The sequence below is a fragment of the Streptomyces sp. NPDC060232 genome (assembly GCF_042726555.1).
Classification (GTDB): domain Bacteria; phylum Actinomycetota; class Actinomycetes; order Streptomycetales; family Streptomycetaceae; genus Streptomyces.
Genome location: NZ_JBHXAG010000025.1, coordinates 18098 through 34366, shown reverse-complemented (window position 1 = coordinate 34366; position 16269 = coordinate 18098). Strand labels below are relative to the sequence as shown.

At 74.9% G+C, this 16269-nt stretch carries 13 protein-coding genes; 6 read left to right on the top strand and 7 right to left on the bottom strand.

Translation table 11 applies throughout. From position 1 onward, the window contains the following. Positions 1 to 72: 72 nt before the first annotated feature. On the top strand, positions 73 to 2283 hold the full coding sequence (gene helR / locus ACFWFZ_RS28925) for an RNA polymerase recycling motor ATPase HelR (protein WP_387125921.1): 2211 nt from the start codon (positions 73 to 75) through the stop codon (positions 2281 to 2283). A 115-nt stretch (positions 2284 to 2398) separates the two neighbouring features. On the opposite strand, the gene ACFWFZ_RS28920 is transcribed toward helR, so the two are convergent. From ACFWFZ_RS28920 to ACFWFZ_RS28910, 3 genes are all read right to left on the bottom strand, one after another. Then, on the bottom strand, positions 2399 to 2635 hold the full coding sequence (locus tag ACFWFZ_RS28920; RefSeq protein ID WP_387125920.1) for a hypothetical protein: 237 nt from the start codon (positions 2633 to 2635) through the stop codon (positions 2399 to 2401). A 143-nt stretch (positions 2636 to 2778) separates the two neighbouring features. Continuing rightward, positions 2779 to 3447: a response regulator gene (locus ACFWFZ_RS28915; protein ID WP_387125919.1), complete on the bottom strand. Its 669-nt coding sequence runs from the start codon at positions 3445 to 3447 to the stop codon at positions 2779 to 2781. Beyond that, positions 3444 to 4688, bottom strand: a complete 1245-nt coding sequence (locus ACFWFZ_RS28910) for a sensor histidine kinase (protein ID WP_387125918.1) — start codon at positions 4686 to 4688, stop codon at positions 3444 to 3446. Before ACFWFZ_RS28910 ends, ACFWFZ_RS28915 begins: the two co-directional genes overlap by 4 nt. A 272-nt stretch (positions 4689 to 4960) precedes the next feature. Here ACFWFZ_RS28910 and ACFWFZ_RS28905 point away from each other — a divergent pair, with 272 nt between their 5' ends. Beyond that, on the top strand, positions 4961 to 7162 hold the full coding sequence (locus ACFWFZ_RS28905; RefSeq protein WP_387125917.1) for an MMPL family transporter: 2202 nt from the start codon (positions 4961 to 4963) through the stop codon (positions 7160 to 7162). Positions 7163 to 7260: 98 nt separating this feature from the next. Here the strand turns inward: ACFWFZ_RS28905 and ACFWFZ_RS28900 are convergent, their stop codons facing one another. From ACFWFZ_RS28900 to ACFWFZ_RS28890, 3 genes are all read right to left on the bottom strand, one after another. Beyond that, a complete protein-coding gene (locus tag ACFWFZ_RS28900; protein ID WP_387125916.1) occupies positions 7261 to 7620 on the bottom strand; it encodes a glycine betaine ABC transporter substrate-binding protein in 360 nt (119 codons plus the stop codon). Positions 7621 to 7773: 153 nt separating this feature from the next. After that, positions 7774 to 8589 carry a GntR family transcriptional regulator gene (locus tag ACFWFZ_RS28895; RefSeq protein ID WP_387125915.1) on the bottom strand — a complete coding sequence of 272 codons (816 nt, stop codon included), beginning with the start codon at positions 8587 to 8589 and terminating at the stop codon, positions 7774 to 7776. Positions 8590 to 8735: 146 nt separating this feature from the next. Then, on the bottom strand, positions 8736 to 10301 hold the full coding sequence (locus ACFWFZ_RS28890) for an IucA/IucC family protein (RefSeq protein WP_387126024.1): 1566 nt from the start codon (positions 10299 to 10301) through the stop codon (positions 8736 to 8738). A gap of 107 nt (positions 10302 to 10408) precedes the next feature. Between ACFWFZ_RS28890 and ACFWFZ_RS28885 the strand changes: the two genes are divergently transcribed. From ACFWFZ_RS28885 to ACFWFZ_RS28870, 4 genes are all read left to right on the top strand, one after another. Continuing rightward, positions 10409 to 11926, top strand: coding sequence for an IucA/IucC family protein (locus tag ACFWFZ_RS28885; RefSeq protein WP_387125914.1), 1518 nt, complete (start codon positions 10409 to 10411; stop codon positions 11924 to 11926). A 33-nt stretch (positions 11927 to 11959) separates the two neighbouring features. Continuing rightward, positions 11960 to 12616 carry a class I SAM-dependent methyltransferase gene (locus ACFWFZ_RS28880; RefSeq protein WP_387125913.1) on the top strand — a complete coding sequence of 219 codons (657 nt, stop codon included), beginning with the start codon at positions 11960 to 11962 and terminating at the stop codon, positions 12614 to 12616. 500 nt (positions 12617 to 13116) lie between these two features. Next, the gene (locus ACFWFZ_RS28875; RefSeq protein ID WP_387125912.1) at positions 13117 to 14649 is read left to right on the top strand and encodes an FAD-binding oxidoreductase; all 1533 of its coding nucleotides are present in this window, start codon (positions 13117 to 13119) and stop codon (positions 14647 to 14649) included. A gap of 12 nt (positions 14650 to 14661) precedes the next feature. Continuing rightward, positions 14662 to 15852, top strand: coding sequence for a hypothetical protein (locus ACFWFZ_RS28870; protein WP_387125911.1), 1191 nt, complete (start codon positions 14662 to 14664; stop codon positions 15850 to 15852). Here ACFWFZ_RS28870 and ACFWFZ_RS28865 read toward each other — a convergent pair. Next, on the bottom strand, positions 15806 to 16204 hold the full coding sequence (locus tag ACFWFZ_RS28865; protein ID WP_387125910.1) for a hypothetical protein: 399 nt from the start codon (positions 16202 to 16204) through the stop codon (positions 15806 to 15808). The genes ACFWFZ_RS28870 and ACFWFZ_RS28865 overlap by 47 nt on opposite strands. Positions 16205 to 16269: the final 65 nt, after the last annotated feature.

The window sequence follows — 16269 nt, the reverse complement described above, 5'->3', positions numbered from 1 at the left end:
CGATGCTGGGGCAGAATCGCGGACCGAAGCCAGAAGCTGCAGAAATGGGAGATTCACGAAGTGCATGCGTTTTTGCCGGTTCACGAATCGAGCAGTGACGTCGAACCGGTCGCGGACGCTCCGCGGGCCGGCAGCGCGTTCGGTCTTCCCGACCACCTCTCCGCCAAAGCCGACCCGGCCCTGATCGACGGCGACGAGCGGCACTTCGCGGCCATCTCGGAGAGCCTCGCTCAGTCGACCGCCGAGCTCTCCGACCGCCTGGAGGCGGAGCGCAGGGCTCCGGGCGGCATCGGCCGGGAGGCAATGGACCGCGACGCCGAGATCCACCGCCTGACCAGCCGCCTGCGCACCCTGCGCCGCTTCGGCCTGGACCTGTGCCTGGGCCGCATCGTCCCCGCCGACGGCGGCGAGCCCGTGTACGTGGGACGCCTCGGCCTCACCGACACCACCGGGCGCAGACTGCTGCTCGACTGGCGCTCCCCCGCCGCCGAGCCGTTCTTCGCGGCGACCCACGCCAACCCGCTGGGGCTGGCGAGCCGTCGCCGCTACCGCTGGACCCGTGGCCGGATCAGCGACTACTGGGACGAGGTGTTCAGCACCGACGCACTCGAAGGGCACGCGGCGCTCGACGACCAGTCCGCGTTCATCGCCAGCCTGGGCGGAAACCGGTCGGCCCGGATGCGAGACGTGCTCTCCACCATCCAGGCCGACCAGGACGCCGTCATCCGCGCCGGGTCCCGCGGCGCCCTCGTCGTCGACGGGGGCCCCGGTACGGGCAAGACCGTGGTCGCGCTGCACCGCGCGGCCCACCTCCTGTACTCCGACCCCCGTCTCGGCCACCGTCGCGGCGGCGTCCTGTTCGTCGGTCCGCACCAGCCCTACCTCGCCTACGTCGCCGACGTCCTGCCCAGCCTCGGTGAGGAGGGGGTACAGACCTGCACGCTGCGCGACCTCGTGGCCGAGGGCGCCGGGGCGGCGCAGGAGAGCGATCCGGACGTGGCCCGGCTCAAGTCCTCCGCGGACCTGGTGAAGGCGATCGACGCGGCCGTCCGCATCTACGAGGAGCCGCCCACCCGCGCAATGACCGTCTCCAGCCACTGGTCCGACGTCTGGCTGAGCGCCGACGACTGGGCTGCCGCGTTCGACGCGGTGGAACCGGGTACCCCGCACAACGAGGCCCGCGAGCAGATCCGGGAGGAGCTGCTCACCATCCTCATGGACAAGCACGAGGACGGCGGCGAAGGGCACGACGTGCCGCCCGAGCTGCTGCGGCGCTCCCTGCTCCAGGACCGGGAACTGATCAGGACCCTCAACCGGGCGTGGCCGATGCTGGAGGCGACCGACCTCGTCTCGGACCTGTGGTCGGTGCCCGCCTACCTGCGCAAGTGCGCGCCCTGGCTGGGCCCCGACGACATACGCAGGCTGCAGCGGGCGGACGCCCACGCGTGGACGGTGTCCGACCTGCCGCTCCTGGACGCGGCCCGGCAGCGGCTCGGCGACGCGGAGGCCGCTGTCCGAAAGCGCCGCAACGACGCCGCCGTCGCCGCGGAACGCGCGCGCCGGGCCGACGCCATCGACAGCCTGCTGCAGAACGTCGTGATCGACGAGAGCGAGGGCGCGATGGGGATGCTGCACGGCCGGGACCTCCAGGACACCCTGGTCGACGAGAGCGCGCTGCCCACCGCCGAACCGGACCTCCTGGCCGGCCCGTTCGCGCACGTCATCGTGGACGAGGCCCAGGAACTGACCGACGCCGAATGGCAGATGCTGCTGGTGCGCTGTCCGTCGCGGAGCTTCACGATCGTCGGCGACCGGGCCCAGGCCCGGCAGGGGTTCACGGAGTCCTGGCGGGAACGGCTCGAACGCGTCGGGCTCGACCGGATCACGGTGGCCTCCCTGAGCATCAACTACCGCACCCCGGAGGAGGTCATGGCGGCGGCCGAGCCGGCCATCCGCGCCGCGCTCCCCGACGCCAACGTGCCGACGTCCGTCCGCAGCAGCGGCATCCCCGTCGTCCACGGCTCCGTCGCCGACCTGGAGCCGGTTGTCGAAGACTGGCTGGCCGGACACCCCGAAGGGATCGCCTGCGTCATCGGCGACCCCACGTTCCGGCCGAGGCCCCGCGTCCGGTCGCTGACGCCGACGCTGTCGAAGGGGCTCGAATTCGATCTGGTCGTCCTCGTCGACCCCGACCGGTACGGCGAGGGCGTCGAGGGAGCGGTCGACCGCTATGTCGCGATGACCCGCGCGACCCGGCAGCTCGTCGTCCTCACCAGCTCCTGAGTCCGCACGTAGTCCCTTCGCCGCCCCGCCATCGCACGCACACGGGCGTCGCGGTCAACGGCGACCGGATCGTGCAGGTGTTCACCGACTGGCCACCGGTCACGCCGGCGCCTGTTCAGCCGGCGTCGGCGTGCCCGTGTGTCCGCGGCGGGGTGACCGCGAGGACCGGCGGGGCGGGGGTGTCCCAACGGTCGCCGCAGGGGTCGAAGACCAGCAGCACCGGCTCGCCCGGGCGCTGGCGCCAGGAGATGCGTTCGGGCGCCCCGCCGCACACCGGGCAGCAGGGCAACGGGCCCGTCTCAGGCGGGCACGCGGGGGCGGCCGCGAGCGGCGTGGCGTGCGGATCGCGCATGGGGGCTCCCTGCTGGTGCGGTTGGGCTGGTCGCACTGTGCCATGGACGAGGCTCCCTCCGCACAGGCGAATCGTCCAGTGTTCTGGCTGGTCAGAGGTACGGTCACCAGGCGGATTACGATCCTCTTGCGGGCACTTCGTGATCAACCGCTCCCGCATCCGGCCTCGACCAGGCCCGATTCGTACGCCGCGATCACCGCCTGGGCGCGGTCGCGGACGCCCAGCTTGCCGAAGATGCCGGTGATGTGGTTCTTGACCGTGGAGACGCTGATGTCCAGGTCCGCGGCGATCTCCGCATTGTCCAGGCCGGAGGCCAGGAGCTGCCAGATCTCCCGCTCGCGCGGGGTCATGCCGGGCGGAACCTCCGCCGCGGCCGGGCGGGCGGGCGCGGGGGTCCGTACGTAGGCGGAGAGCAGCCGGGTGAGCAGCCGGGGTGCGACGGCCGCTTCTCCTGCGTGCACGATGCGGACCGCGGCCCCGAGTTCCTCCGGGGAGACGTCCTTGGGGAGGAAGCCGTACGCTCCGGCGCGCAGGGCGGCGACCACGTAGTCGTCCATGTCGAAGGTACTGAGCGCCAGGACGCGGACGCCGGGGAGGGTCCGCGCCAGCTCGGCGGTGGCCTGGACGCCGTCGAGGACGGGCATCCGGATGTCCATGACGACCACGTCGGGCCGAAGTTCGGCCGCGAGGGCGACGGCGCGGGCGCCGTCCTCGGCCTCGCCCACCACCTCGAACTCCGGGTCCGGGCCGAGGATCAGGGCGAGACCCCGCCGTACCAGCGGCTGGTCGTCGGCTATGAGCACACGGATCATCGGTGTCGTACCCCTCCCTCGCCGCCCCGCCCCGCCGGGACCGGGAGGCGTGCCGCCACCCGGAAGCCGCCGTCGACGCGTGCGGCCGCCTTCAGGGTTCCGCCCTGGAGGGCCACGCGTTCGTGCATGCCGATCAGACCGTACCCGGTGCCCGCGGCGGGCCGGGCGACCGGTGGCGGCGCACCGGCCCCGTCGTCGCACACTTCCACGCAGACCTCGTCGGGGTGGTACGTCAGCCGTACCTGGGCGCGCGCCTCCCCCGCGTGCTTGCGGGTGTTGGTCAGCGCCTCCTGCACGATGCGGAAGAGGGTGAGGCCGACGCTGGGCGGCAGCGGGCGGACGGGGCCGTCGACGGTGAACTCCGTCTGCGTCCCGGCCAGCCGTGACTCGGTGACGATCCGCTCCAGGTCCGCGGTGCCGGGCTGGGGCGCCGGCGGCACTTCGTCCGCTTCCTCCCCGGCCCGCAGGACGTCGAGGAGTTGGCGCATCTCACGCAGTGCGATGCGGCCCGAGGCCTCAAGGGTGACGAGGGCCTCGCGGGCCGCCTCGGTGTCGTGTGCCAGGTTGGCGCGCGCGCCGCCGGCCATCAGCTGCATGGCGGTGATGTGGTGGGCGACGATGTCGTGGAGTTCCCGGGCGATCCGGCGGCGTTCTTCGGCGACCGCCCGCTCGGCCTGGCGGGCGTGGTTGGCCGCGACTTCCCGTTGCCAGCGGTTGACGACCAGGGCGGCGCCGGCGACCAGGCCCGCGGCCGCCGTGTTGGCGACGAGGGACCTGCCGGAGGGGACCAGCATGCCGCCCTGGCCCGCCGAGGCCAGCGGCACGGTCAGGGCGGCGGCCACCGCGGCGACGGCGGGCCGGCTGAACCGGACCACCGAGTAGAGGGCGACGGCCAGAGCGAGCGGGAAGTGCGGTGAGACATCCGGGATGACCGTATTGGGCACGGTCCCGAGGAGCAGCACGGCCGCGAGCACGGCGACCGGTCGGCTGCGGCGGGCGAGCAGGCACATGCCGGCCGCCACGAGTGCGCAGACGGCCGAGAGGGTGAGGGGCATGTCCTCGGACTGGGTGCCGACCGAGAAGCCCAGCAGGTCCACGGCGGCGGCCCCGATGGCCACCAGTGCGTCGTTGCGCGTCCAGCGCAGCCAGGCGGGGGCCTTCCCCGCCACGCCCTTGTCCACCGCACCCTTGTCCACCGCACCGTTGGCCATCGCACCGTTGGCCATCGCACCGTTGTTCATCCTTGCCGGTCCTCCCCCGCCGGCCTGCCCCCCTCCGGTGCGGGGGCGGTTCGTGCCGGTTCCTCTCGATCCATTCTGGCAGCCTGGCCGACCCGTGCCGCCGTCCTGTGGACCGGTTCCCGACCAGGACCAGGGTCCTGGTCGGGGCCGTGGCCCGGACCGTGCTCCCGGGGTGCGGTTCCTCCCGTACGCCGACGTTTCCGCGGCCCCCGCCTGATGGTCTGGAGTCGGGCCGGGAACCTCCGGTCCGCCCCACCGACCTGAGGAGACACGTGATCCGCGCCCTGACCGGGTTCTCGACGAGGAATCCGTGGAAGGTGATCGCCCTTTGGGCCGTGCTCGGCATGGCCCTGACGATTCTGGGGCAGGCGCTCGTCTTCCGAGCCACCCAGAGCAACGCCGGCGATTTCCTGCCTTCGACCTACGACTCGGCGGCGGCCCTGAAGGTCGCCGAGGAGCGGTTCGGGGTGAAACCGGACGCCAACACGCTGACCGTGCTGGTGGCCCGGCCGGACGGCGCGCCGCTGAGCGGCGCCGACGAGCGCCGCATCGACGAGGAGGCCGCGGAGCTGGGCCGCCACCGGGTGGCCATGCCGAAGCCCGAGGAGGAGACGCCGTTCGCCCGGGACCACTCGCAGACCCCGAAGGTCGCCCCGGTCATGACGGCCCCCGACCGTGCTTTCCGGCTGCTGTCCGTGGAACTGCAGGGCAACCCCCAGGACCCCGGACTGCAGGACACCTACCGGGCCTTCCGCGAGCACGCCCGGGCCGGGTTCACCGAGGCCGGGTTCCGGACCGGTTACACCGGCGGGCTCGCGTCCACCGTCGACGGCGTCGACGCCGAGGAGACCCGGTCCCGGGTGATCGGCATCGTGATGCTCGGCGTCATCGTGCTGCTGCACGTGCTGGTGTTCCGCAGCGTGTTCGCCGCGCTGCTGCCGCTGATCGTGGTGTCCGTCATCGGCGGAGCCGCGACGGGCACGGTGGTCGGCGTCGCGATGCTGACCGGGGTCACGCTCGACCCGTCCACCCCGCAGCTGATCAGCGTGGTCCTGGTCGGCATCGGCATCGACTACTTCCTCTTCCTGCTGTTCCGCTTCCGCGAGCAGTTGCGCCGGTGCCCCGAACAGCCGGGGCGTGCCGCGGCCGCCGAGGTCTCGGGGCGCGTGGGCACGGCAGTGACCTCGGCCGCGCTGACGATCGTCGCGGCGTTCGCCACGCTCGGGGTGGCCTCCTTCGGGCAGTTCCGGGTGCTCGGTCCGGCCATCGCCGTGTCCGTGCTGGTGATGCTGTTCGGCAGCCTCACCTTCATGCCGGCTCTGCTCGCCGTCACCGGGCGCAAGATGTTCTGGCCCTCGCGGGCCCACCGGCGCGAGCCCCGCGGCGGCGCGGCCGGCCGGCTGGGCACCTGGCTGGTCAGGCGGCCCCTGACGGCGGCCGTCGCATCCGTGGTGCTGCTGGGGGCCCTCGCCGCCGGCACGGTCGGCATGCGGATGGACTACGGGTCGGGCGGCGCGGACGGCGAGCGGACGGCCGCCGCGTCCACCGCGGCCGAGATCTCCCGGGCGATGCCGGCGGGCGTGTCGGACCCGATCAGCGTCTACGTCACCGCGTCGGACGGCGCGCCGCTCACCACGGGCCGGGTCGAGGCCCTGTCCGGGACGCTCTCCCGGGTGGAGGGGGTGGGGCAGGTCGCGCCGACGGTGCTGAGTGAGGACCGCCTGGCGGCGCGCATCGACCTGTTCCCTAACGCCGATCCGCACGGCCAGGAGGTCCGCGACCTGGCATCCGGCGCGGTCCGCGACGCGGTGTCCACGCACCGGCCGGACGGCACCGAGGCCCATGTGGGCGGCACCGCCGCGGTGTTCGCCGACGTCTCGACGGCCGTGGACGCGGACCTGCGGCTGGTGTTCCCGGTCGCGGCGATCCTGATCGCGCTCATCCTCTTCCTGCTGCTGCGGAGCCTGCTCGCCCCGCTGATCCTGATGCTGGCGGTGGGGCTGGGCTTCGCCGCGACGCTGGGTGCCGCGACGCTCGTCTTCCAGCACGGGCTGGACCAGCCGGGCGTGGCGTTCACGCTGCCGCTGGTGCTGTTCCTGTTCGTGGTCGCCCTGGGCACCGACTACAACATCCTGGTGACCGACCGGATCCGGGAGGAGATGGATCGGCCCGGTTCCGAGCGGGACGCGGTGGCGCGGGCGGTACGGCACACCGCGCCGGCCGTGGCGACGGCCGGGCTGGTGCTGGCCGCCTCCTTCGGCAGCCTCGCGGTCAACCCGGTCGCGGCCACACAGCAGATCGGCTTCGCGACCGGGCTCGGGATCCTGCTCTCCGCGTTCGTCCTGTCGATCGTCCTGGTACCGGCGTGCGCGGTGCTGCTGGGCCGGTCCCTGTGGTGGCCGGCTCGGCCCCGGCCGGCGGCGCCGCGACCCGGCCCCGGCGCGGAGGCACCGGAGCGCGTCCTGGTGCCCTGAGCCCGACCCGTACACGACGCGCACAGGCGCCGGGCGCGCGGTTCCCGTACGGGATCCGCGTGCACCGGCGCCTGCTGCGCTTTCGGTGGCGCCGGGTGTCAGGACAGCGCGGCGGCCTCGGGGTGGTCCTGGAGCCAGGCGCGGACGGCCTGCTGCTCCTCGCCCTTGCCGGTCTGCTGGATCTGCGCCTTGAGACCGGTGAGCGGCTCCTCGGTGAGCTTGAAGGAGCGCAGCCAGGCGGCGACTTCGGGCTCGTCGGCGGCGAAGCCCTCGCGGGCGAGGGTGTGGATGCCGTCGCCCTTGCCCCAGACGCCCTTGCGGTGCTCCAGCTTGGTCAGCTCGTACGAGGAGGACGCCCAGTGCGGCGACCGCAGCGCGGTGACCACCGGCTCCTTCCGGGTACGGCTCGCGCGGATCGGTCCGGCGCGGCCGTGGAGCGGGGCGGGATCCGCCCGCATGCGCCTCGCCCCCCGGTGCGATGCACCGGGGGGCGAGGCTCCGCTCCCGCTGCGCCGATGCCCGGCATTCACTTCGGCAAACGCCCGCGTGATCCACCTCACGTGCGGGGTGAGCGGGGCCGGTTCGGACAGTCCCCAGGGGATGTCCGGTGTTCAGCGCCCGGCTTGATCCGCCGGACATCCCCTGGCGACCTGGAAGTCGGCGGTGGCGGGGTGACGGCGGTCACGATGGAACGTCAGGTGGTCCCAGGTGGGAAAGGCCAGGTCGGTCACGGCCAGGAGCAGGCCGGACGGGGTGTGCACGGTGCGGCGCACGGTGAGCCCGCAGGCGGGGGCGGAGGACGGGACCGATGCCGGCGGGTGGCTGGTGCGGGTCATGGTGATGGTCTCGGCGACCCGGCCGCCCGCGGCGGCCCTCTCCAGCCAGCCCCTCAGCGAGGCCAGGTCCTGGTCGCGGACGTGCCCGGCGCGGGCGCGGCAGGCGGCCAGCTCGGGGCTGCGTGCGACGGCGTCCGGGCTGAAGTAGGTGACGGAGTGCCGGAGGGTCTCCCCCGTCCGGTCCTGCTCGCGGTGGTGGTGGACCAGGGTGCGGTCCCCGCCCGCCATGCCGAGCAGCACGGCGAGTGACGGCGGGACGGTGACCACCGTCACCCAGCTCCGGCTGTGGGCGGGCGCGGGGGACGCGGGTGCGAAGGCCACGGGATCGGCCGCGGCGGGGACGACCTCGGCCGAGACGGCGGGGCGGGAGCCGCGGCGCCCGGTCACGACGAGGCCGTCCTCGCGCAGGTGCTGGAGGGCGGCCCTGATGGTCTGCCGGTTGACCTGGTACCGGGCGGCCAGGCTGCGTTCGGAGGGCAGTCTTCCGCCGGGGGTGCGCGCGGCGCGGTCGAGATCGCGGCGCAGCGCTGCGGCGATTCGCTGGTACTTGGGCATGGCGGCCGGGCCGCCGCCCCGCGAAGGGGAGGGCATGACTTCTCCTCTGACGGGTGGTCAAGGGCTGCGCAGTGCCCGACCAACCTAGCATTGGTCTATACCTTTGGGTGAGAGGGGGTCGTGGTACCCCCGCCCGCCTTGGCCGGTTCCCAACCCCCGCCCCGGACGGGGTGCGGTCCCCCCTACTCGCGCAGCGGATTCGGCAGGGGGCGGTAGCGGGCGTCCGCGCCGTCGGCCCGCGTCCAGCGCAGCAGCAGGTTGGTCTTCGCGGGCAGGGCCGGTGCGGCGAGGAGCCCGGCGATCTCGGGGAGCCCGCGCAGGGCGTCGTAGCGCAGCAACTCCTCCCGCACGGCAGGCCAGAGGAGCGGCGAGATGTCCGGATACCGATCGGCCAGCGCGCCCGCGATCTCCGACAGGTTGTTGACCACCAGGCAGTACACCAGGCGCTCCCAGGCGTCCGCCCGCGGCAGGTCCGGCAGGAGCTTGACCCCCTCCGCGTCCCGGAAGAGGGCCTGTACGGGCATGCCCGACGCGTCGACCGCGACCAGGGTGTTCTGCAGGTGGGCCTCCAGTACGACGCCGTGCCGGGCGAAGAGGTCGAGCACCGGCGGCACGACCTGGCGCAGGTACGCCCGCCACCAGGCGGCGGGGTCGGCGGCGCCGGCCGGCGGGCTCCCGGCATGGCCCTCGGCGAGCGCGGCGGCCAGCAGCGGCGTGGCCCCGGGCAGCGTGTGGGTGCGCAGGCCGTCACGGACCAGGACGGCCAGCTCCTCGAAGGCGAAGGCTGCGGTGCGGTAGCCGCGGTCGGCGAGCCAGGCCGCCTCCGAGCCGGTCCGGCGCAGTGCGGCGAAACCGGCTTCGACGGCCGCGTCGGTGCGGCGCAGCTTCAGCAGGTCGTGCCGCCACAGCCGGCGCACGTCGTTGGTGATCCGCACGTCGAGGCTGAACTTCACGAAGAGGTCGGCCGCGGGATCCGGGACGTGCAGGGTCCGGATGGACGCGGTGGGCCAGGCCGGGCGGCGGCTCTCGCCGAGCCGCAGCAGCCGCCCGTCGGCGAACGCCTCGCGCACCGCCGGCCGGTCGTCCACCAGGGCGAGCTGCCAGGGGTGGGCGGGCAGCAGCCGGTAGCCGGCGGGGGCGGACGGTCCGTCGAGGAGTTCGGCGAGGGAGTCGACGGCCTCCGAGGCGGCGCCTGCGCCCTCCTCGACGCACTGGTCCTCGCGCAGCCCCAGGAAGACCAGCGGGAACCGGGCGTGCGCCTCGGGCGCGTACGGCAGCCAGCTCCCGGCCGGCGCCCCGCCGCGGGCCTTGGGGGCGGGGTGGTGCGGGTGGCCCGTCACCAGGGACTGCTCGGAGAGCACGTACGGGTCCGCCGGGGGCTCGGCGGCGGCTCGGGCGGCCAGCAGCGCGAGGAGCGCGTCACGGCTGTCGGTGATCTCGACCGGGAGTTCGTCGTTGGTGACACCGGTGAACCGGCGGAGTTCGTCGGAGACGAGTTTGACCAGTTCGGTGTGGCTGAGGGGGTGCCAGCCGTGCTCCGTCCGCAGTTCGGGGTGTACGGGACGGCGGCCGCCGCGCACACGGAGCAGCCGCCCGCTGCCCCGCAGCCGGTGCACGGCCGCTCCGGCGGACCCGGGCCCGGCCGGCCCGGTGGGCTCGGCCGCCTCCCGGAGCAGGCAGTTCAGCAGCGGGGCGGCGGCGTACTCGTCGGCGGCGGCGTTGAGGTCCACTGGTTCCATTCGGTCCATCCGGTGGGCCGGCGGCCCGCGAAGCGGAGCCACCGGCCATGATCGTCGATATCCGCAATGATTACTTGATCATCCCGTGAAGCGACATTCCGAAGGCGGAGCCCAGCATGCCCATTCCCTCCTCCGCGGCCGAAGAAGCCGTCGCCGCCGAACTGGCCACCGTACGGCCCGCACTCGGGGCCCCGTACGCCGCCGCGCTGAGCGGCGCCCGGGCGGCCGTGCTCACCCGGTTGTGGCGGGCCCTGGCCTTCGAGCCCCTGCCGTGGGTCGCGGGCCGGGAGGCGGCGCCGGACGGCCTGGCGCTGCTGCTGGCGGGCGGCCGCCGGCTGGAGGGCCCGCTGCCCGACCCGTACGCGACCCGGCCGTACGTGGACGAGCTGCTGCTCGACGGCAGGTCCCACCATCGGGCCGGGCAGCTCGTCAGGGCGCTCGGGGTGCCGCACGGGGAGGAGTTCGCCGCCGAACTGGACGCCAGTACGACCTCCCTCGCGCTCTCGCGCGCCGGGCAGCCGCCCGCCGCCGAGGACCCTACGGCGCGGGCCACCTGGGAGTGGGAGCAGCGGGTGGTCGACGGCCATCCCTACCATCCCAACTGCCGCTCCCGGCCCGGTTTCTCGGTCGCCGAGCAGCTGGCGTACGCGCCCGAGCACCGGCCGGTGGTGGAGCTGGGCCTGGTCTCCGTACGGGCCGAGGAGTGCCTGGTCACCGGGGACTGGCCGGAGCGGCTACGGGACGGCGGCGGACGGATTCTGCTCCCCGTGCACCCGTGGCAGGCGGCGCACGTGCTGAAGCACGAGCAGGTGCGGGCCGGTTTCGCGGCGCATCCGCTGATGGCCCTGCGCACACTGGCGCCCGCCGACGGCGGCCCGCACGTGAAGACCGCGCTGAGCGCCCGGCTGACCTCCTCGGTACGGGACATCTCGGTCTACTCCATCGAGACGGCGGCGGCCGTGTCCGCCTTCGCCCAGGGCCTGGCCGAGCGGCTCGACGGGCGGCTGCACATCACCCGGACCCTCGGTGCGGCCACCGCGCACAGCCCGGACCTGGCGGCGGTGCTGCGCGAACCGCCGGAGGCGTACGCGGACGCGGCCGCCGGTGAGCGGGTGCTGCCGGTGGCGGCCCTCGCCTCCTACCCGCCGGCCCGTTCGGCGGCCTGGCGGGCGCGGTTCGCCCGCCTCGCGCTGTCGGTGTGCCTGCGGGTGCTGGAACTGGGGGTGGCCCTGGAGGCCCACGGGCAGAACCTCCTCGTCGTCCTCTCCCCCGACGGCGAACCCCTCCGGCTGGTCTACCGCGACCTGGCCGACATCCGGATCAGCCCTGCCCGGCTGCGGGCGAACGGGCTGCCGGTGCCGCAGCTGTCGGGCAGGCTGGTCACGGACGATGTGGCCGTCCTGCGCCGCAAGCTCTTCGGTTCCCTGCTGACGGGTGCGCTCGGTGCCACCGCGGGCTCGGCCGCAGCCTTCGCAGAGGCGCTGGCGGAGGCGAACGTCCTGCCGGCCACGGCCGACACCGCGGCGCTGCTGACGGGCCGGCTGCCGACGAAGGCGCTCACCCTCATGCGGCTGAACCCGGGGGCCGCCGGAGACCAGTGGGCGGAACTGCCCAATCCGCTGATTGGAGGATGATCCGCGGCGCCGGGCGGGCTACTGTTCAGGGGCATGACAGCTTCCTCGTACCTGCACTCCGTCCAGGCGTCCTACGACGCCGTCGCCGTCGACTACGCGCGGCTGCTGGGCACGGAACTGGCCGGGAAGCCGCTGGACCGGGCCATGCTGGCCGCCTTCGCCGAATGCGTGCGCGGGGAGGAGGGGGGCGGCACCGGCAGAGCCGTCGCCGACCTGGGCTGCGGTCCGGGCCGGGTGACGGCTCATCTGAACGCCCTGGGCGTACGGGCCTTCGGTGTGGACCTCTCCCCCGCGATGGTGGCGGTGGCCCGCCGGACGTATCCGGGGCTGCGCTTCGAGGTGGGGTCGATGGCCGCGCTGGACGTGGCCGACGGGGTGCTGGGCGGGGCCCTCGCCTGGTACTCCACCCTGCACACGCCGCCCGCGGAACTGCCCGCGGTGTTCGCGGAGTTCGCCCGCGTGCTGGCGCCGGGCGGGCATGCCCTGATCGCCTTCGAGGAGGGCGACGGGCGGATCCGGCTGGAGCACGCGTACGGGCACCCCGTCGGCCTCGACGTGTACCGGATGCCGCCCGACCGGGTCGCCGCACTGCTGGCCGGAGCCGGACTGGCCGAGGTGGCCCGGCTGCACCGCGAACCGACCTCCCGGGAGAACGCCCCGCAGGGCTTCCTGCTGGCCCGCAAGGGCTGACAGGGCCATCCCCGCCCCCTGCCCCCGAGCGGCACGCGGATCACCGGCCGGGGGCCGACCGGCCCCTGCCTGGCCGAGAACGAGGGCCATGGGGAACCTTCCGCTGCATCTCGGCCGCCCGCTCGACGCACTGGACCCGCCGCGCGCACCGGGCCGGGGCCCGGGCCCGAGGCCCGGTGGCCGACGACCGGCCGTGCGCGTGGCGCCGCCGAGCACCGGCCGGTGGACGGGGCCGGCGGCGCGCAGGGCCTCGTAGAAGGGGTACGGGTCGGCGTTGGCCTCTTCCGCGTGCGCGGTGCGGTCCACGAGGCTCATGGGGGCAGCGTACGGCGGCGGTCCGCGACGCGAAGGGTGCTCGCCGAGCGCCGGATCCGCCCGCCGAACCGGTCCGCAGACGTGACCAGTCGAAGCGTTCTGGCGATGAGCCGTTCGGGGGGCAGCGCGGTGTGCGTGGGACCCGCCTGCACGGGGATCCAGGCGGACGGTGGCAGGAAGGAGGTATGAGCCTCCATCGGCGCCAGGTCCTCGGCGGTGCGGCCGCGGCCGTCCTCGCCACCGTCGGCGCGGCGGCCGGGAGCCCGGACTACGGCGCGCTGGCCCGCGGGATCGACGGGCGGCTGGTGCTTCCCGGGGACCGCGACTACCCGGAGGCGCGGCGGCTGTTCCAGCCCCGCTACGACGCCGTCGCGCCGGCCGCGGTCGCCTATCCCGCGCACGCGGGGGACGTCTCCGTCTGCCTGGACTTCGCCCGCCGCGCGGCCGTACCGGTGGTGCCGCGCGGCGGCGGGCACAGCTACGCCGGCTGGTCCACCCGGACCGGCGCCCTGGTCGTCGACGCCGGAGCCATGGCGGCGGTGGCGGTCGAGGGGGACGGTGTACGGATCGGGGCGGGCGCCCGGCTCGGTGACGTGCACACGGCCCTCGCCGGGCGGGGCCTGTCCGTCCCGACCGGGCTGTGCCCCTCCGTCGGCATCGCCGGGCTCACCCTCGGCGGCGGGCTCGGCCTGGCCTCGCGGGCGTACGGCACCACCGCGGACCGGCTCACCGGGGCGCGGGTCGTCACCGCCGACGGGACCGTCCGGGAGGTCTCGGCCGACCGGGATCCGGATCTCTTCTGGGCGCTGCGCGGGGGTGGCGGCGGCAACTTCGGTGTGGTCACCGAATTCCGCTTCCGCACCCACCCGGTCGGCGACTGCGCCTTCGCCGAACTCCACTGGCCGGACGCCGGATCCGCGGGCGTCCTGCGCGGCTGGCAGCGCTGGCTGGCCGGCCTGCCGGACCCGTTCTGGAGCCAGGTCGAGTTCACGGTCGAGGCCGGCTCGGGATCCGGGCCGGGGGCGGCGGCCGCCGCGGTGCCCTCGGTCCGGGTGGTGTGCCTGGACGGACGCCAGGAGCTGGAACGGGAGTTGACGCGGCTGTCCGACCTGGTCGGCGCGGCGCCGCGGGACAGTTGGATCGTCGTACGCAGCCACGGGGACACGGTGCGGGCCATGTCGGGGTGCCTGGACCTGAGCGCCGCGGAGTGCCGGCTGCCGGGCGCGCTGCCCGGCCGGGACCCGCGGGGCCGGCTCGGGAGGGACTCCTACGCCGCCCGCTCCGACTTCTGGGCCGGCTCGGGGCTGCCGGACACGGCGATCGGCACGGTCCTGGACGCCGTCCGTCGCTACGGGACCGACGCTCCGCGGGGCGGCCTGGCCGTGGTGCAGTTCGACGGGGTCTGCGGCGGCGCCGTGAACCGGGTCCCGGTCGGCGACACCGCCTTCGCGCACCGGGACAGCGCCTTCCTGGCCCAGTACCTCGTCTACTGGCCCGAAACCGCGGCGGCCGCCGACGTGGCCCGGCACGAGGCCTGGCTCGACGGGCTGTGGCGGGACCTGCGCCCGTGGGCGAGCGGCCGGGCGTACCAGAACTACACCGACCCGAAGCTCAGCGGCTGGCGCGAGGCCTACTACGGCCCGAACCTCGCCCGGCTGGAGGAGGTCCGGCGCAGCCACGATCCGGACCGGCTCTTCCGTTTCCCCCAGGCCGTTTAGGGAGTGTCCGGCATGCGACGTACGTTGACGGTGGCCGCGGCGGCGGCCGCCCTGCTGGTGTCCGCGGGGCCGCTGCCCGCGGCCGGGGCGGGGAGCGCCGCGGCCGCTCCGGCGGCCGTGGGCCGCTGGGGCGCGCACGAGGCGGAGTCCTACTGGACGCCCGAGCGGATGGCATCGGCCCGGCCCCTGCCGCCCGTTCCCCCGGTTCCGGGCGTGGCACCGCAGCCCCCCGCCGGCCCGGTGCGGATCCCGCCGGTCGGGCCGCTGCAACCGTTCCCGGTGGCGCTGCCGTCCCCGTCCCCCACGGCCCCCGCGACCCCCGCCGTGCCCACGCCCGAGCCCGCTCCGACTCCGACGGAGACATCGGCACCGGAACCGGAACCGGAACCGGCACCGGCACCGGCACCGGCACCGGCACCGAGCATCCTTCCGGCGCCCGCGCCCGTACGTCCGGCCCTCCCCCGGATCCCGGCCGCAGGCCCCGGCGTCGGGCAGGACTTCGGCGGTCTCCCGGTCGTCGGCCGGATGTTCCTCGTCAAGGGCAGCGGATCCTACTTCTGCACCGCGAGCGTGGTCGCCTCCCCCGGCCGCAACCTCGTCATCAGCGCCGCGCACTGCCTGCTCGGCGCCGACACCCGGCAGGTGGCCTTCGTACCGCAGTACACGCGGGCCAAACCGCGGCCGTTCGGTATGTTCCCGGTGGTGCGCACGGCGGCCGGACGCTCCAAGATCTGGATCGACCAGCGCTACCGCACCCAGGGCGTCAACCGCGCGGCCGCCCTCGACGTGGCCTTCGCCCAGGTGGGCCCCGGCGCGAAGGGGCAGCGGGTGCAGGACGTGGTCGGCGGCAACCGACTGGTCACGGGCGCCGGTTACGCGCACGCCCGGGCCACGCTGATCGGGCACCCGTCCACCGCCGCCCGGCCGCGCCTGTGCGTCAACCGGACGACGAAGTACACCAGCACCGACGCCCGGATCCCGGGCTCGTTCCTGCGCATCGCCTGCACCGGATACCCGGGCGGCACCAGCGGCGGGCCCTTCCTGCTGCGGCTCGACGGCCGCACCGGGACCGGCGACGTGGTCGGCGTGATCGGCGGCTGGAAGACGGGCGGGGACAAGTCCGACGTCTCCTACAGCTCCTACTTCGGCACGGACATCAGGAAGTTGTACGAGAAGGCGGTTGCCGGGGCGAAGGCGCCGTGACGGCCCGGGCCCGCACCCACCGGGTCCGGCGCGGGTTGCCGACCGTGCGCGGGACCGCCGGGAGCCCGTCGCCGGCCAGCAGTTCGGCGGGCGGGAGGCCGAGCCGGCGGCGCAGGTCGGCCAGGGCCGCGTGGACGGGCGCGAGGACCACCTCGGCGCCCGGGGCGACGGAGGCGAGGGCGCAGGCGGTGGTCTCGATCGCCTCGGCGGCGTCCTCGGCCGCGGTCCGGCTCCACCCGCCCGGCGCCCCGGGCCCCCAGGGCGCGACGGTGTCGTAGAGGTGGCAGGCGGCATCGGCCACGGCATCGGCGTGTTCCCCGACGCCCGGCGCCGCGATGGTCGGCAGTTCCATACCGGTGCAACGAGCCGGTCCCGCCCGGGGGTACGAACCCGCTGCCGCCGGCTCGCCGTGCCGCC